Source organism: Arthrobacter sp. Y3223151 (assembly GCF_059091125.1).
The window spans coordinates 1-20,211 of sequence record NZ_JBNHGI010000002.1 but is presented as its reverse complement, the minus strand read 5'-3'; the positions used below and the strand labels follow the sequence as shown (position 1 = coordinate 20,211).

At 70.4% G+C, this 20,211-nt stretch carries 17 protein-coding genes and 1 pseudogene; 10 read left to right on the top strand and 8 right to left on the bottom strand.

The window, feature by feature from the left end; all coding sequences use genetic code 11:
* Nucleotides 1-37: 37 nt before the first annotated feature.
* From AC5RUP_RS03825 to AC5RUP_RS03805, 5 genes are all read right to left on the bottom strand, one after another.
* On the bottom strand, nt 38-1,075 hold the full coding sequence (locus tag AC5RUP_RS03825) for a lipid II:glycine glycyltransferase FemX (RefSeq protein WP_494133420.1): 1,038 nt from the start codon (nt 1,073-1,075) through the stop codon (nt 38-40).
* A complete protein-coding gene (manA, locus tag AC5RUP_RS03820) occupies nt 1,072-2,349 on the bottom strand; it encodes a mannose-6-phosphate isomerase, class I (RefSeq protein WP_494133419.1) in 1,278 nt (425 codons plus the stop codon). Before manA ends, AC5RUP_RS03825 begins: the two co-directional genes overlap by 4 nt.
* Before the next feature lie 126 nt (nt 2,350-2,475).
* Nucleotides 2,476-4,074 carry an LCP family protein gene (locus AC5RUP_RS03815; RefSeq protein WP_494158288.1) on the bottom strand — a complete coding sequence of 533 codons (1,599 nt, stop codon included), beginning with the start codon at nt 4,072-4,074 and terminating at the stop codon, nt 2,476-2,478.
* Between the two features lie 52 nt (nt 4,075-4,126).
* Nucleotides 4,127-4,654, bottom strand: a complete 528-nt coding sequence (gene purE / locus AC5RUP_RS03810; RefSeq protein ID WP_494158287.1) for a 5-(carboxyamino)imidazole ribonucleotide mutase — start codon at nt 4,652-4,654, stop codon at nt 4,127-4,129.
* The gene (locus AC5RUP_RS03805) at nt 4,651-5,775 is read right to left on the bottom strand and encodes a 5-(carboxyamino)imidazole ribonucleotide synthase (protein WP_494154959.1); all 1,125 of its coding nucleotides are present in this window, start codon (nt 5,773-5,775) and stop codon (nt 4,651-4,653) included. Before AC5RUP_RS03805 ends, purE begins: the two co-directional genes overlap by 4 nt.
* Nucleotides 5,776-5,971: 196 nt before the next feature.
* Between AC5RUP_RS03805 and AC5RUP_RS03800 the strand changes: the two genes are divergently transcribed.
* Nucleotides 5,972-6,544 carry a GtrA family protein gene (locus tag AC5RUP_RS03800; RefSeq protein ID WP_494133416.1) on the top strand — a complete coding sequence of 191 codons (573 nt, stop codon included), beginning with the start codon at nt 5,972-5,974 and terminating at the stop codon, nt 6,542-6,544.
* A 25-nt stretch (nt 6,545-6,569) separates the two neighbouring features.
* Here the strand turns inward: AC5RUP_RS03800 and AC5RUP_RS03795 are convergent, their stop codons facing one another.
* A complete protein-coding gene (locus AC5RUP_RS03795; protein WP_494093069.1) occupies nt 6,570-7,265 on the bottom strand; it encodes a TIGR03089 family protein in 696 nt (231 codons plus the stop codon).
* Nucleotides 7,266-7,537: 272 nt separating this feature from the next.
* Here AC5RUP_RS03795 and AC5RUP_RS03790 point away from each other — a divergent pair, with 272 nt between their 5' ends.
* The 3 genes from AC5RUP_RS03790 to AC5RUP_RS03780 are packed head-to-tail and all read left to right on the top strand — an operon-like array spanning nt 7,538 to nt 13,355.
* Nucleotides 7,538-8,086, top strand: a complete 549-nt coding sequence (locus AC5RUP_RS03790; RefSeq protein WP_494133415.1) for a WhiB family transcriptional regulator — start codon at nt 7,538-7,540, stop codon at nt 8,084-8,086.
* Between the two features lie 29 nt (nt 8,087-8,115).
* Nucleotides 8,116-11,499 (top strand): glycosyltransferase, encoded by a 3,384-nt coding sequence (locus AC5RUP_RS03785; protein ID WP_494158286.1) that lies wholly within the window; start codon nt 8,116-8,118, stop codon nt 11,497-11,499.
* On the top strand, nt 11,496-13,355 hold the full coding sequence (locus AC5RUP_RS03780; protein ID WP_494158285.1) for a DUF5719 family protein: 1,860 nt from the start codon (nt 11,496-11,498) through the stop codon (nt 13,353-13,355). Before AC5RUP_RS03785 ends, AC5RUP_RS03780 begins: the two co-directional genes overlap by 4 nt.
* Before the next feature lie 31 nt (nt 13,356-13,386).
* Here the strand turns inward: AC5RUP_RS03780 and AC5RUP_RS03775 are convergent, their stop codons facing one another.
* Entirely contained in the window at nt 13,387-13,872 is a 486-nt protein-coding gene (locus AC5RUP_RS03775; protein ID WP_494150166.1) for a metallopeptidase family protein, read from the bottom strand.
* A 211-nt stretch (nt 13,873-14,083) separates the two neighbouring features.
* On the opposite strand from AC5RUP_RS03775, the gene AC5RUP_RS03770 reads away from it, so the two are divergent.
* From AC5RUP_RS03770 to AC5RUP_RS03755, 4 genes are all read left to right on the top strand, one after another.
* The gene (locus AC5RUP_RS03770) at nt 14,084-14,473 is read left to right on the top strand and encodes a DUF3499 domain-containing protein (RefSeq protein ID WP_494001441.1); all 390 of its coding nucleotides are present in this window, start codon (nt 14,084-14,086) and stop codon (nt 14,471-14,473) included.
* A gap of 125 nt (nt 14,474-14,598) precedes the next feature.
* Complete coding sequence (locus tag AC5RUP_RS03765) at nt 14,599-14,832, top strand: Trm112 family protein (protein WP_494133411.1); 234 nt, start codon at nt 14,599-14,601, stop codon at nt 14,830-14,832.
* A gap of 10 nt (nt 14,833-14,842) precedes the next feature.
* Nucleotides 14,843-16,336, top strand: coding sequence for an adenosylhomocysteinase (gene ahcY / locus AC5RUP_RS03760; protein ID WP_494133714.1), 1,494 nt, complete (start codon nt 14,843-14,845; stop codon nt 16,334-16,336).
* A gap of 195 nt (nt 16,337-16,531) precedes the next feature.
* Nucleotides 16,532-17,776 carry a L,D-transpeptidase gene (locus AC5RUP_RS03755; RefSeq protein ID WP_494150164.1) on the top strand — a complete coding sequence of 415 codons (1,245 nt, stop codon included), beginning with the start codon at nt 16,532-16,534 and terminating at the stop codon, nt 17,774-17,776.
* Between the two features lie 52 nt (nt 17,777-17,828).
* Here AC5RUP_RS03755 and AC5RUP_RS03750 read toward each other — a convergent pair whose 3' ends face one another.
* Nucleotides 17,829-18,632: an RDD family protein gene (locus tag AC5RUP_RS03750; protein ID WP_494158284.1), complete on the bottom strand. Its 804-nt coding sequence runs from the start codon at nt 18,630-18,632 to the stop codon at nt 17,829-17,831.
* A 111-nt stretch (nt 18,633-18,743) separates the two neighbouring features.
* On the opposite strand from AC5RUP_RS03750, the gene AC5RUP_RS03745 reads away from it, so the two are divergent.
* Nucleotides 18,744-19,736: a stage II sporulation protein M gene (locus AC5RUP_RS03745; RefSeq protein WP_494158283.1), complete on the top strand. Its 993-nt coding sequence runs from the start codon at nt 18,744-18,746 to the stop codon at nt 19,734-19,736.
* 136 nt (nt 19,737-19,872) lie between these two features.
* Nucleotides 19,873-20,211, top strand: a pseudogene (locus tag AC5RUP_RS03740) (hypothetical protein); the annotation flags it as partial.

Sequence of the window (20,211 nt, the reverse complement as noted above, 5' to 3'; positions counted from 1 at the left end):
GGTTTTCCTCTCTTCGTCCCGGGATCCGCGGGGGCGGTCAGCGGGGGAGCGAGCCGCGCAGCTTGCGCACGGCCGGCACGACGGCGGCGCGCGCCTTGCCGGCGGCCGGCAGCACCGCGGCGCGGACCTTGTGCACGGCGGGCGTTACGGCCTCGCGGGCCGAGCGCGTGAGCAGGTAGGCCCGGTACATGAGCTGGTTGACGGGCAGGTCCCAGCTGCCCGGATAGCTGACCTCGTAGCCGCCGAAGGAACGCTTGAACCGGGAGAAACCCGCCCACGGGTGGTCGGGCTCGTCCTCGGGACTGACACCCCACATATCGAAGTGGCGGATGCCGGCGGCGCGGGCGTCCATCATCATCGTCACCACCAGCGGAATCCCGGCGTTGAGCTTGCGGTGGGCGTCGTCCGCCGCGGCGTGCGCATACACCCGGGTGGCCTCCGTGTCGTAGGACAGCGCGGCCGCGATCGGCTGCCCGTCCAACCGGGCGATGAAAAGTTTGGCCGCGCCGGCCGGGACCAGGGTCCGGGCCGCGTGCCGCAGGTAGTCATCGGACTGGGCCTTGAACTCCGCACGCTCGGAGACGTCACGCAGGAAACCCAGCAGGATATCGATGTCCTCCGGGTCGGTGGAGACATCGAACGTGACGCCCTTCTTGTGGATATTGCGGTACAGGTTACGGCTGGTGCTGCGCATGGCGGCGAGCAGGTCCTCTTCCGGCTGGCTCAGATCCAGCATCCAGGTCAGTTTCGGCTGCACGTCCACCGGTGCCTTGACCAGGCCCAGCGACTGCAGCGCCGCCTGCGGCCGCTCGCCGAGGTCCGTGCCGACCGGTTCGATCCTCACGTAATGGGCGCGTTGTTCCGCGGCCAGGGACTGCAGGGCGGCCAGCGCGCGGATCAGGGCGGCGTTGTCCGCCGCGGCCGGGCCGTATGGTACGTACAGGAACCGGCCCAGGGGCGTCTTTTCCGCGATGGCCAGGAAGTTCCAGCCGTCACCGCTGCGTTCGAAGACCTGTTTGCCCAGGCTGCGTTGAAAGTCGGCCCACGGCGCGGACTGCAGGATCGAAGCGGTCAAAGTGTTGCTCCCGTTCGTTGTTGATCGAATTCATGTATGCCGCCCGAGGTCGTCACCGCGAACAGCACCGCGCCCGTTCCGGTGTCTCCGGCCGGATGGACGTTCACCGGTTGTTCCGTGTCGGGGATGAACGCCGCCTCGCCGCGGCCAAGCATCAGGTCGGACTTCGGGGAGTCCAGCAGCACGCTGCCGGACACGGCCAGCACGATCGCGGGACCGTGCTGGGCCAGCGGCACCGGGCTGCCGCCGTCGGCCAGTTCGATCCGCTGGAGCTGGAACTCGGCAAAGGGCGGGCAGTACAGTTCCTGGCCGGCATCGGTGATGGTCGGTTTCACCATGGGCGGGGCAATCGGCCGGAAGTCGGTGATCTTCACCAGTTCGGGCACGTTGACGAACTTCGGGGTCAGGCCGCCGCGCAGCACGTTGTCCGAGGCCGCCATGACCTCCACCCCGAGGCCCTGCAGGTAGGCGTGGATGTTTCCGGCCGGCAGGCACAGTGCCTGGCCGGGGGAGAGGACGACCAGGTTCAGCAGCAGCGAGATCAACGCGCCGGGATCGCCCGGATACAGTTCGCCCAGGCGGGCGACCGCTGCATATTCGGTGCCCAGGCTGCCGGCCGGCGCGGCCGCCAGCAGGCGGGCCGTGTCCGCGGCGAGCCGGGCGGAGCGCTCTCCGCCGTCGAGCAGCGCCAGGAAAGCACCGCGCAGGGCCGCCTCCTCGTCGCCGCCATCCAGCAGCTCCAGGACCTCGTCCAGGAGCTCCAAAGCCGCCCCGGCGTCCGCCAGCCGTGGTTTCAGCCCGGCCAGCAGCCGCGCGGCGTCGCGCGGGGGGCGGAAACCGCACAGCGCCTGGAAGTCGCTGAGCGCGAAGATCATCTCCGGCTTGTGGTTGTCGTCGCGGTAGCTGCGCTGCGGGTCGTTGAAGGAGATGCCGGCGGCGTTCTCCGCGGCGAACCCCGCGCGGGCCTGTTCGAGCGTGGGGTGGACCTGGAGCGACAACGCGGAATCGGCGGCCAGGACCTTGGTCAGGAACGGCAGCGTGGCGCCGAACATGCCCAGGACCGTCTCGCCCAGGGCGGCGCCGGGATTCTCCTTGATGAACTCGTCGAGCGGTCGTTCGCCGCCGGCCAGCTGCACCCGTGACGGGGAGTCGGGGTGCGCGCCGATCCAGAGTTCGGCTTCCGGTCCGCCGGACGGTTCCCGCCCGAACAGCTCGGCAATCGCCGTCGTCGAGCCCCAGGCATAGGGACGCACTACATTCGTCAACCGATACATGTGAAGCCTCTTCCTCGTCCTTGTTCCAACGATCCTCTCAGACCCCGTGCCGTTGCGGCATTCCGGCCGCATCCGCCCCAGACACCGGGGGGATGCCGCCGGACCCTGCACGGCATCAGGCCGGGATCAGGGGACCGAGCACTTGCCGTTGTTGGCCACCAGGGCACCGAGCGTGGCGGTATCGCCGACCTCGGCCAGTTGCTGGAGGTACTCCGCGGTGACTTGGGGCTCCGCAGGCGCCTCCGGGGCGTCGGCCGCATCCGGTGCCGCCTCGTCCGCGGGGCCGGCCCCGCCCTCGCCGGCGGTGGTCTCTCCGCCGCCGGCGCCGTCGTCGCCACCGGCGCCACCGGCGCCGCCGTCGTCGTTGCGCTTTTTCTGCCCGGTCTGCTCTTCCTGGTTGAACATCTCCTGGACACGGGGGTGGATCACCGAGAAGTCGGGGTAGGTGACGAAATTCTCCGCGGCGGTGCCGAAGTCCGGCGGTCCGATGGTCAGGCGCTTCACCTTCTGGTCTTTGGCCTTCAGCGCCAGCGAGACGAAGCTGCCCAGCTGCGAACTGGGAATGTCCGTCTCGACGACCTGTTCGCCGGCCTCGGCCAACTGCTGGAAGCGGGTCAGCACCGTTGCCGGGTCCAGCTGCTTGACCATGGCCGACATCACGCACTGCTGGCGCTGGACGCGGTCATAGTCGGTGGCGAATTCGCGGGAGCGGGCGTACCAGAGGGCGTGGTAGCCGTCGAGCTCCTGGACGCCCGGGGCGATCCAGCCCTTCGGCGGGTAGTGCTGGTTGGTGCCGGGGATGGTCCTGTTGGAGATGGGCACCCAGCCGCCGGCGTTTACCGTGATGCCGCCCATCGCGTCCACCAGGGCTTCGAAGCCGTCCATGTCCACGAGGGCATAGGCCTGGATCTCGATGCCCAGGATCCCGCTCACGGCGTCCTTCATGGCTTCCGCGCCCGGGTTCTTGGCATCAGGGTAGCGGTCGGCGTGGTTTTGCTCCACGTCGACGTAGAGGGCGTTGATGATGCACTCGTCACCGCAGCTGAAGCCTTCCGGATAGACCTCGTGCATCGGCGAGTCCGCCGGGAACGGGGCGTTTTGGAAGTTGCGCGGGATGCCGAACATGACGGTCTGGCCGGTCTTCGCGTCGACGCTGACCACCTGGATGCTGTCCGGGCGCAGCCCGACCCGGCCCGCGCCGGCGTCGCCGCCCATGAGCAGGAAATTGTAGCGGCCGTCCACCGGGTCGAAAGCGGGCCGGGTTTCGAAGATGGAGCTGAAGGCGTTGCGGCTCACGTTGAGCAGGTAGGCGGCGTAGCCCAGGCTGCCGCTGGTGAGCACCATCAGGGCAACCAGCGTCACCGCCACCGCCGGTTTGGCGCCCGGGGCGAGCAGGTTCGGCCTGATGATGCGCAGGGTGTTCAGGAACAGGAACGCCCAGAACAGGGCCAGCGCGGCCAGCACCACCACGAGGGCCAGCGAACCCCACCGGTCGGTGGCCAGGTTCACCAGCAGCGGCCAGTTCACCAGGGCCATGACGGCCGCGGCCAGGATGGCCGCCCAGGCCAGCAGCGTCACGGCCAGGCCGCGCCGGCCCAGCCGGCGGTCCCCGGCCACGATCTGGGCGCTGCCCGGGACGAGCAGGGTCAGCAGCAGCAGGACGAAGGCGCGCTTGGTGCGCACCGGTGCCGGAGCGTGCTGGGGGTAGCGGACCGGATCGGTCACCCCGCGCGCCGAAGACCCCGACGGCTTCCTCGGCGGCTGGGGACCCACCGTCCTAGGCCTCGCCGGAGCCTGCTGCGCGTTCACGCAGCGCGGCTCCCTTGTCGCAGGCGGCCCGGCGCAGGCCGGACGCGAACTCGAGCAGGGCCGGCTGCAGCCGCGCGGCCAATTCGTCACCGCCTGCTGCCAGCATCCGCACGGCCAGCAGCCCGGCGTTGCGGGCTCCGCCGATGGACACGGTGGCCACCGGCACGCCGGCGGGCATCTGCACGATGGAGAGCAGGGAGTCCAAGCCGTCCAGGTACTTCAGGGGCACCGGCACCCCGATCACCGGCAGCGGGGTCACGGAGGCGAGCATGCCGGGCAGGTGCGCGGCGCCGCCGGCGCCGGCGATAATGATTCGCAGCCCCCGGGAGTGCGCGTCACGGCCGTAGCCGATCATGTCCTCGGGCATGCGGTGCGCGGAGACGACGTCGGCCTCGTAGGGAACGCCGAATTCCTCCAGCGCCCGGGCGGCGGCCTCCATGACGGGCCAGTCGGAATCCGACCCCATCACTACGCCGACTATGGGCTTGTTGCTCATGGTTTGCCTTCCTGGGGGTCCACGCCGTCGCGGACAATCGCCGCGACGCGGTCCGCGCGCCGGCGCAGCTCCTCCACCTGGGACGCGTCGCGGCCCACCACATTGACGTGGCCGATCTTCCGGCCGGGACGGACCGACTTGCCGTAGCCATGCAGCTTGACGGACGGTTCGGCGGCCAGCGCGCGCGGGTAGGCGGAGAACAGGTCCGTATTTGCGCCGCCCAGGTAGTTCTTCATGACGACGGCGCCGCCGAGCAGGGAGGTGTCGCCCAGCGGCAAATCCAGGATGGCCCGCAGGTGCTGCTCGAACTGGCTGGTGACCGATCCGTCCTGGGTCCAGTGGCCGGTGTTGTGCGGACGCATGGCCAGTTCGTTGATCACGAAGCCTGCTCCGCGTCCCGGGGTGGCGAACAACTCGGCGGCCATCACGCCGGTGACGACCAGCTCGTCGGCCAGCCGGAGCGCCGCCTGCTGGGCCGCCTCGGCGACGTCCGTGGGCAGGTCCTGTGCCGGCGCGATCACTTCGTCACAGACGCCGTCCACCTGGATGGTGTGCACCACCGGCCAGGCCCGTGCTTCGCCGGACGGAGTCCTGGCTACCAGCGCCGAGAGCTCCCGGCTGAACTCGACTTTTTCTTCGACCAGCAGCGCGCCGCCGGTGAACCAGTCGGCCGCCTCGGCGGCAGCGTCCGCATCGCGGATGATCCGCACTCCCTTGCCGTCGTAGCCTCCCCGCGGCGTCTTCAGCACCACCGGCCAGCCAATCCTGCCGCCGAAGGCAACCAGCTCGTCGACGCCCGTGACGGACGCCCACACCGGGTTGGGCAGCCCCAGCCTGTCCACCACCGCGCGCATGACCAGCTTGTCCTGCGCATGGATCAGCGCGTCAGGATGCGGCTGCACGTTGACGCCTTCGGCAATCAGGGCCTGCAGATGTTCGGTAGGGACGTGCTCGTGATCGAAGGTCATCACGTCCAGGCCCTTCGCGAACCCCCGCAGTGCCTCCAGGTCGCGGTAGTCGCCCACCGGGGCCGTGGCCACGGCGGGGACCGCGGAAACATCGGCGGCCTCGGCCAGAACACGCAGTTCAAAGCCGAGCTCTACCGCACAGGGTGCCATCATTCGGGCAAGCTGGCCGCCGCCCACTACGCCGATCACGGGAAAACTCACCTAGTCAGGGTACCGAACAGGCTCCGGACGAGCCGCATTGGGCGTCGCGCGGCGGGGACGTCCTAGGTAACGCCCAGACTGGCGCAATACAATAGTGCGTCGGCCGGCTCTGCTCCGGCATCCGAGCGAAAGGGATCCACCTTCGATCATGAACCGAACTATTTCCGAGCGCCTGCATGCCATTGTTTCCCTTTTTTGGCGGGAAGTGGCGAAGTTCGGCACGGTCGGCGGGATCGCCTTCATCGTGGACAACGGCGTGTACTGGTGGCTGATCAACGGGCCCATGGACGACAGCGTGGTGAAGGCGCGGTTCGTGTCCGCCTCCGTGGCGACACTGTTCTCCTGGGTAGCCAACCGCTATTGGACGTTCCGACATCGCCGCCAGGCGAACGTGTTGCGCGAACTGGTGCTGTTCATCGTCATCAACGTCATCGGCATGGTGGTCTCCGCCGGCTGCGTCTGGATAGCCCGCTACCCGCTGGAGGTGACGGACCGGACCATGCTGCTGTTCGCGGGCATCGTCGGCACGGTGCTGGCTACCGTGATGCGCTTCTTCGCCTACCGGTTCCTGGTGTTCAACGTTGAGCTGGACGCCGAGCCGGAGTTTGCCGAGGACCGCAAGATCTTCGAGCGCCACCCCGAGGAGCATGCCGACCAGTCTCCCGCGGACGCCGCGCCGGAGGTCGACGGCCCCCAGGCATCGGGCACGGCGCGCGGTTAGGCGGGGCCCGGGCCGGATCGAAGGTTCACAGTTGTACGGTGACCCGTTCGCTGTCCAGCAACCGTTGGGTCACCCCTACCTCCGGGTGCACCAGCACGACCGTGCCGCCGCCCTGCCAGGTTGCCAGGGCTTCGCGAAGCACGTCCGGCCAGGGGGTTTGCGCCGGCACCAGCAGGTTCCCGGCGGCCGTCGGCCGGTCCAGAAGCCGGGCGAAGGTGAGTGCCCCGCCGTCGTACTCCAGGGCCAAGCCGTTTGCCGCCAGGGAATCGATTCCCAGGTAGTCGTCCGCGTAGGACCGGACCTCGGCCGCGTAATCGAGGACGCCGTCGGGCAGTTCCCCGGGCCAGCGCAACTGGAGCGCGCCCAGGGCGACCAGGACCTGGTGCCCGCCGCCGTCGCGCACCAAGAGGGCCGGATCCGCCGCCACCACCACATCGGCGGTCCGGGCGCCCTCGCCCAGCCGGACGGTGGCACCGGCCTGCCACGCGGCCAGCGCCCAGACCAACGACCGCCAGTGTGGCTCCATCAGAAGACCCACGCTCGTACCCTCGGCGGCGTCCAGTTCCTCGGCCAGCAGGTTCGCCGTCTTGGCCACCCAGTTGTCCAGCACGCGCCCGGACAGCTCGATGCGTTCGCCCTCCGGGCCGTACCAGACCAGGCAGGGGGACGAGCCCGGGCGCAGCCGGGCCAACAGGTCGTTGATCGTGGCGGGGGTGCTCACGGTGCTCCTTAAGGTCGGGTTCGTGGCTCAGCCGGAGGCCGGCTGGGGCATGCACGCTGTGTTTGTGACGTACATCACGGGGGCGGGCCCTCGCGTGGCGTACGCGGATTTCGCTGCCGGGTCTCTAAGATTTCCGCCGGCGCTTGACTTGAACGTATTACACCCATGTAATTAGTTATTAAACGTGTAACAGCATGCTTGTGTCCGGCACTGAGATCCAGCGCTGCACATGAATCTAGCACCATGCTGGTACAGGAACTCCGGGAGGGCTGATGGGGCAGGCAGAACGTAGTGCGCACCGGCGGGAGCTCGAAGCGCAGGCTTCGGCACCGCACGGATCGCGCGGCGTACCGGCGGACTGGTATGTGGATCCGGCAGATCCGACGGCGGCAGAACGCTTCCGCGAATCCAGCCAACAGACACTCGAGGACGCGGCCACCGCCTTCCTCGCCGCGCACGAAGCGTTGGCCGAGGGACCCGGGGCCGAGGTGCTGGAGCTGACTGCTCCGCGCCTGCTCCGGGAACCGGCCGAGGCCGACCCGGCGCCGAAACCGCAGTGGATCGGGCTGCCGGGCTTCGGCGCCGGCTATGAGGACGAGGGAGAACTCGGCTGGCAGGCCGATGCCCTGTGCGCCCAGACGGACCCGGAAGCGTTCTTCCCCGAGAAGGGCGGATCCACCCGCGACGCGAAAAAGGTGTGCGGGGCGTGCACGGTGCGCTCGCAGTGCCTGGAGTATGCGCTGGCCAATGACGAGCGTTTCGGCATTTGGGGAGGCCTGTCGGAGCGCGAGCGCCGCCGGCTACGGAAACGAGCGCTCTAATTCAGCAGCAAGTTCGCGTCACCGCCGTCGTGGTAGCCCACGACGGCGCTTCCTGCCTGCCCGAAACCCTGGCCGCCCTGGCCCGCCAGACGAGACCCGCCGATGCCCACGTCGGGGTGGACACCGGATCGTCCGACGGGTCCGCTGACCTGCTGCACGCGCAGTTGCCCGCCGGCAGCCCGGTGGCCGCCGCTTCCCACCGCGCCGGGTTCGGCGCCGCCGTCCGGGTCGGGCTGGCCGAGCTGCCCAAGCACGCCCCGGACGACGGTCCGGCCCAGGAATGGCTGTGGCTGCTGCACGATGATTCCGCCCCGGAGCCTGATGCGCTCGAGGAACTGCTGCTCGCCGTGGAAACGGCACCGTCGGTAACCATCGCCGGCTGCAAACAGGTGGACTGGGACGACCCGCGCCGGCTGGTCGACGTGGGCCTGACCGTGAGCCGCTGGGCCGAACGGCTGACCATGATCGACGTCGACGAGATGGACCAGGGCCAGTACAACGGCCGTAGCGACTTCTTTGCCGTCAACTCCGCCGGCATGCTGGTGCGCCGCGACGTCTTCGACCTGCTGGGCGGGTTCGATCCGGCCCTGCCCGGGACCGGTGATGACGTGGACCTGTGCTGGCGGAACCGGCTGGCCGGCCACCGCGTGGTGGTTGTTCCCACCGCGAGGGTTCGCCACGCCACCCGGACCGGCGACCACAGCACCGCAAGGGCAGCCCGCAAGGCGCAGATCCACCTGCGGCTCAAGCATGCGGCCTGGTGGGAGGTCCCGTTCCTGTGGCTCGGGGCCCTGCTCGGCGGGCTGTACAGCTTCCTGGCCTCGGTGGTGGCCAAGGACCCGATACACGGGCTGCGGCAACTGGGCGCCACCCTTGCCGCCTTGTTCCGTCCCGCTGGCTTTTTCGCGTCCCGGCGGCAGGCCGCCAAGAGCCGCAGGACCTCGCGGGCGATAGTGCGCCCGCTGATGGTCCCGAGGCGCGAGGTCTGGGCCTACCGGCGCTCACTGGCCGAGTCGCTGCGGCCCGAGCTCGCCGCCGGCGTCGTGGGCGACGGCTCCGGATCGGATGCCGGCAGCAGCGACCAGCCCACCGGTGGATCCGACGACTTCGCCGCCCTCGCCGCGCCCGCCCGGACCTGGGTGGGTACGGGACTGGTGGCCGCCGCCGTCGTGCTGGCCCTCGTGTCCACGGTGGGCATGTTTGACTTCTTCGGGGCGCCGGCGCTGGTGGGCGGCGGACTGCTGCCGGTCTCGGCCACCGTCGCCGAAATCTGGCACAACGCGTCCAGCTGGTGGATCTCGCTTGGCTCCGGCGTCCCCGGGCACGGCGACCCCTTCGGCTACGTGCTGGCGGTCCTGGCCGTGCTGGGCCTGGGGAACGGTTCCGCCGCCGTCCTGACGCTGGTGCTGCTGGCCATGCCGTTGGCCGCCGCCGGCGCATGGTTCGCTGCCGGGGCCTTCACGCAGCGGCGCGGCCTGCGCTTTTGGGCCGCGATGTTCTGGGCGAGCGTTCCGGCGTTCCAGGTCGCGTTGGGCACCGGCCGCCTGGGCGCGCTGATCGCCCACCTGCTGATTCCGTGGGCCGTGCTCGGCCTGCTGCGCGCCACCGGCTCCGCCGCCCAACGCGCCGACGCCAACCGGCCCCTGCTGCCGCACGAAGCCGTGCACAAGCCTGGGATCAACGGGAATCCCTCCTGGACGGCGGCGGCAGCGGCGGGACTCTGCCTGGCCGGGATCACGGCGTCGGCACCGGCGCTGCTGCCGGTGGTCGTCGTCTTTATCGCCGTCCTGATGCTGGCCTTGCGCCGCCGGGCCAAGACCGTCTGGTGGGCGCTCATCCCGCCGCTGGCGCTCGCCCTGCCGATGCTGGTCGCCGGGCTGGACCAGCCGCGCGCGCTGCTGGGCGATCCCGGCCTGCCGCTGGCCTTCCACGCCGCCCCGCTGTGGCAGCAGCTGATGGGCTTCCCGCTGGCCTTCGGCCCCGCCGACGGGCTGGCCGGGGTTGGGATGCTGGAGGAACTGGCCCAGGGCCCGTGGGCGCTCGTCTACGCGCTCGTCGTCGCCGTGCCGGTGCTGGCGCTGGCCGTGGCCGGGGCGGTCACGGGCAAGGGGGCCGGCCGCGCACGGTTGCTCTGGCTCGGCGCGTTCCTGACCCTCGCGGCCTCCTTTGGTTCATCGCTGCTGGCCACCGCCGTCGCTCCGGGAGCCGTGGTCACACCGTTCACGGGTCCCTTTGTCTCGCTGGCCCTGTTCCTGCTCCTGGGCGCGGCACTGATCGCCGGGGACCGGCTGCGGCACGACCTGGCCGCTGCGCGGCGCCCGACCTCGGGCCTGCGGCGCACCGTGGCCGTTGCCGCCGCCGTCCTCATGGCCCTGGGCCCGGCGGCGAGCCTGGCGCACTGGCTGGTGCCCCAGTTCACCGGCTACACACCGTCCAGCGAGGCGCGGACGCTGACGGACTTCGGCACGCAGATGGCGGTGGCGCCCGGGGCGGGCCGCACGCTGCCGGCCACCTCTGCGGACAGCGGGACCGGGCCGGAGCAGGCCCGTGCGCTCGTGTTGACGGCGGGAACCGGCGGCGCGGTGACCGCTGCCGTGATGCACGGCAGCGGCACTACCCTGGACCAACTCTCGGCCATTTACTCGGCGCGAACCCTGGCCGGTCCGCTCACCGACGCCCAGGTGCGCTCCGACGACGACGCCGACGCCGAATTGCGGAACACGGTGGCGGTCATCGTGGCGGGCACCGGCGTGGATCCGCGGCCGTCCCTGGTGAGGCTCGGCGTGGACTTCGTGGTGCTGCAGGAATCCGATACGGCGGCCGAACTGCTCGCCGGCCGGATCGACGCCGTGCCCGGACTGACGTCCGTGGGGCGCACCGACTCCGGCTGGCTCTGGCGGGTCGTCGGAGCGACCGGTAAGGACGGCACCGCGGCCGGCCAACTGACCGCCCGGGTGCGCCTGGTCGATGCCAACGGCGACCTGCTGCAAACCGTGCCGTCCGGCTGGACCGCGGCGGCCGGCGAGATTCCCGCCGGCGAGCCCGGACGCCGGCTGATCCTGGCCGAGCGGACGGACCCGGGCTGGACCGCCACCCTGAACGGCCGGCCGCTGGAATCCTCGCAGGACGGCTGGGCCCAGGCGTTTGAAGTGCCGGCAGCAGCGGGTACGGTAAAGATCGGCTATTCGAGCCCGTGGTCGCCGTGGATTGGCATCCTTCAGGTGCTCGCCATCGGACTGACCGTCCTGCTCGCCATACCGATCCCGGCCCGGCGGCGGTTCGTGCCGCGCCGCATCGACCACATCAAGACCACCGGGGCGGATGCCCGCCCCGCCGAACTGCGCAGGGCGGCATTCGAAGACCCGGCCGACGGCGGCGCAGTTGCCCTGGCCGGAAAAGGACAGCAACGATGACGGAGACGGGTGGCCGCGGCGAGGAGCGGCGGGCGACAGAGGCGGCGACCGGGCCAGCCGCTGCCGCATCCGCACCTGACGGCGGGCAGCCGGACCGGGACAGCGCGGCCGAGCCCGTGCAGCCGGACCGGGACAGCGCGGCCGAGCCCGTGCAGCCAGACTCGAGCAGCGCGGCCGAGCCCGTGCAGCCGGTCGACCGCAAGGCCGCCAAGCGGGCCGCGCGGCGGGACCGCACACGCGATGCCGCCGCGGGCAAGCCCGCCGCACGTTCCGGCAGTTCCACCGCCGGCGGCACGCCGACGCGCGGCGGGCGGCGGATGCTGGGCGCCGTCTCCGGGGCGGGCCTTTTGCTGCTGACCGGAGCGGCGGTAGCCGCCGGCAGCCTGGTGGACGTGCCGGGCGGGGCCGCCGAGCGGCCGCCCGTGTCCGCTGCCGTTCCGGCCGGAGACTACACCGCGGTGTGCCCGGAGCCCCTGCGGCTGCTGGACAGCGCCGCCGAAGACACCGATCCGCAGTTCAGTCCGGTCTCCACCACGGCGCAGACCAGGGCGCGGGCCCTTGTGCTCAGCGACCTCGGCGGCAACGTCCCCGGCAGCGAGCTGACGGAACTGGGCGCGGGCACTCCGCTCGCGCGCATCGCGGAACCGACGGAAGAGTCCTCCGGTGAGACCAAGATGGTGGCGTCCGTGGTGTCCGGACAGGACCTGTCCGCTCCCACCGTGCTGCGGGCCGCCCCGATGGGGGAGTCCACCGCGCTGGCCGGTGCGGCCATGACCTACCGGGCCTCCGACGGCGACCTGCGCGGACTGGCCGCTGCCAACTGCATGGCACCGGCCAATGACTTCTGGCTGCTCGGCGCGTCCACCACCGTGGGAACCACGTCCGTGCTGAAACTGCACAACAGTTCCCAGACACCCTCTTCGGTCGACCTCGAACTGGTCTCGTCCGAGGGGCAGGTCCAGGCTGCCGGCACGCGCGGGCTGCTGGTCGCTCCCGGGGAGTCACGCTCCATCGTGCTGGCGGGAGTGGCCGCGAACCAGGAATCCCTGGCCGTGCGCGTGCAGTCCTCCGGCGGCCCGGTGACCGGCTTCATCCAGCAGAGCATCCTGCGCCAGCTGACCCCCGGCGGCGTCGAGTTGCTGCAGGCGTCCGCCCCGGCCGGCACGCGCCAGGTGGTCACGGGAATCACCGTCCAGGACCAGAAACCGGCCCGGGCGATCCGGGCCCAGGACGGCTATGAGGACGCTGCGCCCGCGCTGGACGTGGCGGTGCCCGGCGTGACCGACGCGGTCCTCGAAGTGCGCGTCTTCGGTTCCGACGGCCCGGTCAGCCTCCCCGGCGGCGGGGTCGTCACCGCGGCGGCCGGCAGCGTCACCAGGGTGCCGCTGGAGTCGTTGCCCGCCGGCACGTATTCCGTCGAAATCAGCGCCGACGTGTCCATCGCTGCCGCCGCGCGGGTCAGCAGGGGAACCGAGGCGGGCGAACCGGTGGACTTCGGGTGGTCACCGGCGACCGGCCGCCTCGGCAGCAACCATCTGGCGGTCGTGCCGGGCGGTGTCAGCTCCCGGATGGCCTTCAGCGCGCCGTCCGGGGACGCCCGGGTGGAAATCACGCCGGTGGATCCGAAGGGCAAACTGGGGGAGAAGCAGGCGGTGACGGTGCCCGCCGGAACCACCGTGACCCTGGATCCCCGGGCAGACGGCGCCGACGCCGCGGCCCTTTTGATCAGCGCGTCCGGCGAAGCCGTCTACGGCGCCCAGATCCTGACCGACGGCGGTGCTCCCGACGTTGCGGTCCTGCCGGTGCCCGCCGGCACGCAGGCGCAGAACGCGGTGCCGGTCGATATCGGGTACTAGGGAAGAAGCGGCGGCGGGACCGGAACGCCGGTCAGGGGCGGGTCCGGCCGTAGCCGGGGTCAACCGCTTCCGGCGCCATGTTCAGCAGTTGCGCGGTCTGCTCCACCACCACATCGTGAATGATTTCCGGCAGTTCGGCCCGCAGCCGGGCGGCCGCCTGGACCGGCTGCCGGAACACGGTCACCACGGCCGGGCGGCCCGGCGAGGCCGGCGTGAAGCTGCCCAGGGGCGCGGCCTGGCCGCGGGCCAGCAGCTCTTCGAGGCGGGGCGGAATGTCCTCGACCACGAATTGGGCTGCTTCGACCCGCTCCCCCCAGAAGTACGCCAGCCGCTCGGCGGACTCCGCGACCCACTGCTCGAACTGTTCGGACCTGGTCAGATGGCCGGGCAGGTTGGCGGGCAGCAGGTCGCCGCGCAGCCCGCGGCCGCGGCGGTTCCGGCGTCGTGCGGCAAACGGACGACGCCAGCCACCGCCGTCGCTGTCCAGCGAGAGGGTCAGTGATGGTCCGTTTTCCATATACCGACTTTAAGCCCGGGAACCGGAATAAGGCACCCGGGCCCCGCGGCGGTGCGCCGAAGCGCCCCGCGGCGGCGCACCCGGCCCCGGCGGCGGTGCGCCGAAGCGTCCGGCGGGCGGCGTCCGCGCGACCCGATTGTGACCTAATCTTCCCGCACCGCCCCGCGCCGGTGGTCGGGAAGGAGGGAGGCCCGGAGTAGGATGCATTCTCGTGGGATCCATTCGTCAATGTTCACGCTCGGCCTGTCAGCGGTCGGCCATCGCTACTTTGACGTACGTGTATGCCGATTCCACCGCCGTGCTGGGCCCGCTGGCAACCTACGCCGAGCCCCACTGCTACGACCTGTGTGCCGAGCACGCCGAACGGCTGACCGTGCCCCGCGGCTGGGAAGTCATGCGGCTGGCCCTGCCCGAGCAGGCACCGGTCCCCAACCCTGACGACCTGTTGGCCCTCGCCGACGCCGTGCGCGAGGCGGCCCGCACTCCGGAGGTGCCCGACGAGGCGCCCCAGCCGCGCGGCCAGCGCGAGCCGTTGGAACCTCCCGCGGGTGCCGCAGGCACCCGGCGCGGGCACCTGCGCATTCTGCGCGGACAACCCTAGGGCGATACGCTGGGAGACGGGCAGCGCGCCGTGCCGGCAACCTGCCGTCCGCGGCGAAGCCCCGCGCCGCCGGCCGCCGGAAGCGGACGCAGCCAAAGCTGCTGGAGATCAAAGGACACCATCGCATGGCACATCTGACCCCCGAACTGCTGGCGGTTTTGCGCTGCCCGGCTACCGGTTCATCACTGGTCCAGGAGGGCGACGAACTGCTCTCGACCGGCCGCACCGCCGCCGGAGACCGGCTGCACTACCGGATCGAAGACGGCATCCCCGTGCTGCTCCCGCAAACCGCCCCCGCCGGGGGCGCCCTTGATTCAACCAACGACGGCGCCGCCGCCGGTTCCGCTGACGACGCTTAGGAGCATGACTGTGACGTTCGATTACAAGGTCAAGGACCTCTCGCTGGCAGCTGCCGGCCGCCACCAGATCCGCCTGGCGGAGCACGAGATGCCGGGCCTGATGGCCCTGCGCGCAGAGTACGGCGAGGCCCAGCCCCTGGCCGGTGCCAGGATTGCCGGTTCCCTGCATATGACGGTGCAGACCGCGGTCCTGATCGAAACGCTGACCGCGCTCGGAGCGGAGGTCCGCTGGGCCTCCTGCAACATCTTCTCCACCCAGGACGAGGCCGCCGCCGCCGTCGTGGTGGGCAACGGCACGCCGGAGGAACCGCAGGGCGTTCCGGTCTTCGCCTGGAAGGGTGAAACGCTCGAAGAGTACTGGTGGACGGCGGAGCAGATCCTGACCTGGCCCGGTGCCGACGGGAATCCCGAGCTGGGGCCGAACATGATTCTGGACGACGGCGGCGACGCCACCCTGCTGCTGCACAAGGGCGTCGAATTCGAGGCCGCCGGCGCCGTCCCCTCGGCCACCGCGGAGGACCCGCACGAGTACACCATCATCCTGGACGTGCTGCGCGCCTCGCTGGCCAAGGACCCGCAGAAGTTCACCCGGGTCGCCGCCGGCATCCGCGGCGTCACCGAGGAAACCACCACCGGCGTGCACCGGCTCTACCAGCTGGCGGAGCAGGGCCAGCTGCTGTTCCCGGCGATCAACGTCAACGACGCGGTGACCAAGTCCAAGTTCGACAACAAGTACGGCATCCGCCATTCGCTGCCGGACGGCATCAACCGGGCCACCGACGTTCTGATGGGCGGCAAGACCGCCGTGGTCTGCGGGTACGGCGACGTCGGCAAGGGCGCGGCCGAGGCGCTGCGCGGCCAGGGCGCCCGCGTCGTCGTCACCGAGATCGACCCGATCTGTGCGCTGCAGGCCGCGATGGACGGCTACCAGGTCACCACCCTGGACAAGGTCGTGGGCGAGGGCCACATCTTCATCACCACCACCGGCAACAAGGACGTCATCATGGCGTCCGACATGGTGAAGATGCGCGACAAGGCCATCGTGGGCAACATCGGCCACTTCGACAACGAAATCGACATGGCGGGCCTGGCCGGCGTCGAGGGCGTGGAGAAGGTGGAGATCAAGCCGCAGGTGCACGAATGGGTTTTCGATGCCGGGCTGGCGACCGAGCGCTCCATCATCGTGCTCTCCGAGGGCCGCCTGCTGAACCTGGGCAACGCCACCGGGCACCCTTCGTTCGTCATGAGCAACTCGTTCGCCAACCAGACCATCGCGCAGATCGAGCTGTTCACCAAGCACGGCAAGCCGGCCGAGGATTCGGCCACCGGCGAGCCCGAGTACGCCAACCAGGTCTACGTGCTGCCGAAGGTGCTCGACGAGAAGGTCGCCCGGCTGCACCTGGACGCGCTCGGCGTCGAACTCACCGAACTGACCAAGGAACAGGCCGAGTACCTGGGCGTGGACGCCGCCGGCCCGTACAAGCCGGACCACTACCGCTACTGATCCAGGCCGGAGGGCCGACGGCGGGGCGCCCCGTCCCGCCGTTGGCCGTCCGGTGAAATGGTTACCGGATTGTTGGGCGGGCTCGCCCGCAATAACCCGTGCCTTCGGCGGTGCCCGCCCTACGATGGAAGCAGGGTGCTGTCGTGCCCTTCAGCGGCGACCGCCTGCCGCCGGGGTCTCGTGAGTTGGGTTGGGATGACTGAGGAACAGAAGAAGCGCAAGGGCCTTAAGATCGCCCTGCTGTGCATCGTCGGAGTGCTGGTGGCTGCCGCCGCGGCCGTCACGGCAGCAACCATGGCGTCGCCCACGTTCGCTGCCCAGTTGGGACGGGTGTTCGCCGCCGCCCCGGCCGAGCGGCAGGGCTTCTCCGCGCCGGTCGTCAAGGAGATGTCGGTCGGTGTCACCCCGGCAGACAAAGCCGTGGAGGTCAATCCCGCCACCGTGGCCACCATCACCGCCAAGAACGCCTCCATCAAGGATGTGGCGTTGGCGCCGGCAAAGGGCGGCGAACCGATCGCCGGGGAGCTGTCCGACGACGGCAGCGTCTGGAAGGCGACGGAACGACTGGACTTCCTGACCGAATACGAGTTCAACTACACCCTCGTGGACCGCGCCGGCACCGAGACCGCGAAGCAGCAGACCTTCACCACCGTGCTCGCACCCAACCAGGCCGACGGCTGGATGTACCCGCTGGACGGGCAAAGCGTGGGCATCGCCCAGCCGCTGGAGTTCAACTTCAGCGAACCCGTGCTCAACAAGGAAGCGGTGGAGGAGGCCATCGCCATCACCACCTCCGCCGGGCAGAAGGGCGAGTTCTACTGGTACTCGGACACCAAGGCCCGCTTCCGCGCGGAAAGATACTGGGAGCCGAACAGCACGGTGACCGTGGACATGAAACTGTTCGGCGTGGAGTTCGGCAACGACATGATCGGCATGAACGACGAGAAGATCACCGTCAACATCCTCGATGACCGCCGGGCGATCGTGGACAACAAGACCAAGACCATGAAGATCTACGTGGGCGGCGAGCTGGCCAAGACCTTCCCTGTGACGCTGGGCGACCCGAACTGGCCGTCCAGCAAGGGCATCCACCCGATCATGGACATGCATAAGTCGCTGCCGTTCAACCCGCGCAGCATCGGGCTCAAACCGGGAGACCCGGACTGGTACGAGCCGTTCGACGCCAAGTACGCCAGCCGGTTGAGCAACAGCGGCGAGTTCGTCCACACCACCCTGGACCCCTCGGCCCTGGGCGTGCGCAACATTTCCCACGGTTGCGTGGGCATGTCCGAAGCCGGCGCCCGGTACTTCTACGAGACCATGCGGACCGGGGACATCGTGGATATCCGCAACACCGACGGCGGTTTCCTGGACCCGACGGACGGCTTCGGGGACTGGAACGTGGACTGGAAGACCTGGACGTCGCAGGACAAGGGGTAGCCGTCCCGCGGCCGGCGGCCCGGTGGCGGGCGGGCGGACCGCGCGGCCGGGCCTAGTCCCGGAAGGGCAGCGAATGCAGCCGGGCGCCACGCCGGGCGGCGCGCTCCTGCTGCCGGGAGAGCCGGACGAAGTCGCGTTCGCGCCGTTCGGCCATCACGGCCAGCAGGTACATTTCCGGCGGCGTCCCGGCCGGCGGCGGGGGAGAGACATAGCCGGACGCCTCGTTGGCCAAGGCCGTGGCCAACCGGGCCCGGGAGGCCGGAATCATCTTGGGCGCCTGGGAGAGGAACTGGATAATCCGCCGGGCCAGCGGCTCCGGCAGCCGCCCCATGTCGGCGAGCTTCACCCAGGGTGCAAGTTGCGGGGGGATTTCCGGCAGGATCTTCGGCGTGACCGCGACGCGTTCCCGCATGCTGTAGGTGCCCGCCAGCAGGTCGCCGAGCCGCTTGGACCTGTCATTGAACAGGGCCACCATGAAGGCCACCGAACCGAGCAGGATGTACAGTTCGAAGACCGCCACGAGGCCGCGGATGAGCGCATGCCGGAACCGGATGGCACCGCCGTCGTCACGCACGATCCGCAGGCCCATGGCCCAGCGGCCCAGCGACTTGCCGCGGGTAAGGGTTTCGACGGCGATGGGCACCCCGACCAGGAAGAACAGCACCACGGCGATGACCAGCGCCCGGGCGGCCGCGGCGTCGAACCTGACCTCGAGGGTCTCCGCCAGCAGCACGAAGGCGGCGATCAGCAGGATCACGTTGGCCACCACATCGATGATCGAGCTCAGCGCCCGGACGCCGAACGACGCCGGCCGCAGTTCCAGCACTACCGCCTCGCCGGTGATGACGTTGCTCATCGGATCCCTTTCCCGGGCGGTCTGTGCCGCGCCCGGTTCCACTCTATCGATCCGGGGCGGCGGGCCGGGCGGCGCCCCGGATCTTCCGCGCGCGGCGGCTAGGCTAGGAGCGTGGATATCGATGCCTTCGCCGCGGTGCATGAGCACGATTGGCAGCGGCTGGACGAACTGAGCGCCAAACGCAGGCTCACCGGCGCCGAGGCGGATGAACTGCTCGTGCTCTACCGGCGCACGTCGACCCACCTGTCGATGATCCGGTCGGTGGCCGCCGAGGGCCAACTGTCGGCGGCCCTCTCCACCCGCCTCTCGCGCGCCCGGACGCGGTTCACGGGGGCCCGCTCCAACTTCGCCCGGGACGTGGCGGAGTTCTTCGTGTTGTCGCTGCCGGCCGCGTTCTACCGCCTGCGCTGGCTGACCGTGGCCATCGGCGCCCTCTTCGTCTTGGTCGCCTGGCTGTTCGGCGCCTGGGTGGCGGGAACCCCCGAGGTCATCAAAGCGATGGGGTCCGACGAGGACATCCGGCAGTATGTGGAAGAGGACTTCGTCAATTACTACTCGGAAAATCCCAACGCCTCCTTCGCCGGCATGGTGTGGACCAACAACGCCTGGATCGCCGCGCAGGCGGTGGCCTTCGGAGTGACCGGACTGTGGGTGCCGTACATCCTGTTCATGAACGCCCAGGGGGTGGGCATGGCCGGCGGGATGATGGCCGCCTACGACCGGCTGGACGTCTTCTTCCTCTACATCCTGCCGCACGGGTTGATGGAGATCACCGCCATCTTCATTGCCGGGGCGGCCGGCCTGCGGATCTTCTGGTCCTGGGTCTCGCCCGGCCGGCTCACCCGTACCGCCTCGCTGGCCCGGGAAGGCAGGTCGCTGATTACCGTCGCCCTGGGGCTGGTCCTCGTCCTCCTGATCTCCGGCCTGGTCGAGGGCTTCGTGACCCCCAGCCAGTTGCCTGACTGGCTGCGCCTGGGCATCGGTGTGCTGGTGCTGGCCGCCTACTGGATCTATACCCTCGTCGTGGGCCGGCGGGCCTACCTGGCGGGGGAGCGCGGCGACCTGGGCCGGTTCGACGCCGGCGAGGCCGCCGCCACCGGGTAGCTGCCGTCCGGGCAGGCGACGGGGCCGGCAGGCGGCGGCCGGGCGGGCCGCCCCCGGGGTGGCAACCGTGAAGCGCCGCCGGCCGGCGGTAGTCTCATAGGCAGAGAGGCCAGCGGTACAGAAAGAGGCGACGGACGTGGCAGTCGAAGACGTGAAATCCGGCGGAGACGAACGCAGGGCACGGACAGCGCCGGGAGAAGCCCCTGGCGCTGAACCGGAGCGCGCCCCCGCGCCTCCGGTCCCTGCGGTCAACGGCCGGTTTCGGGACGGCGCCAACCCGCTGCCCATGCGCCGGCCCAGCAGGCTGCCGGATTTGAGCGCCGTGGCGAACGGCCACGGCGCCGAGCGCGACGGCGGTGCCCCGGACGGCGCCGGAACGAAACCCCGGAGCGAGGGGTCCACGCAGCCCGACGCCGGGGCGCCGGCCGCCGGGGGAGCGGGCGCCGCTGCCGAATCCGCCCGGGTCGGAGCCCCC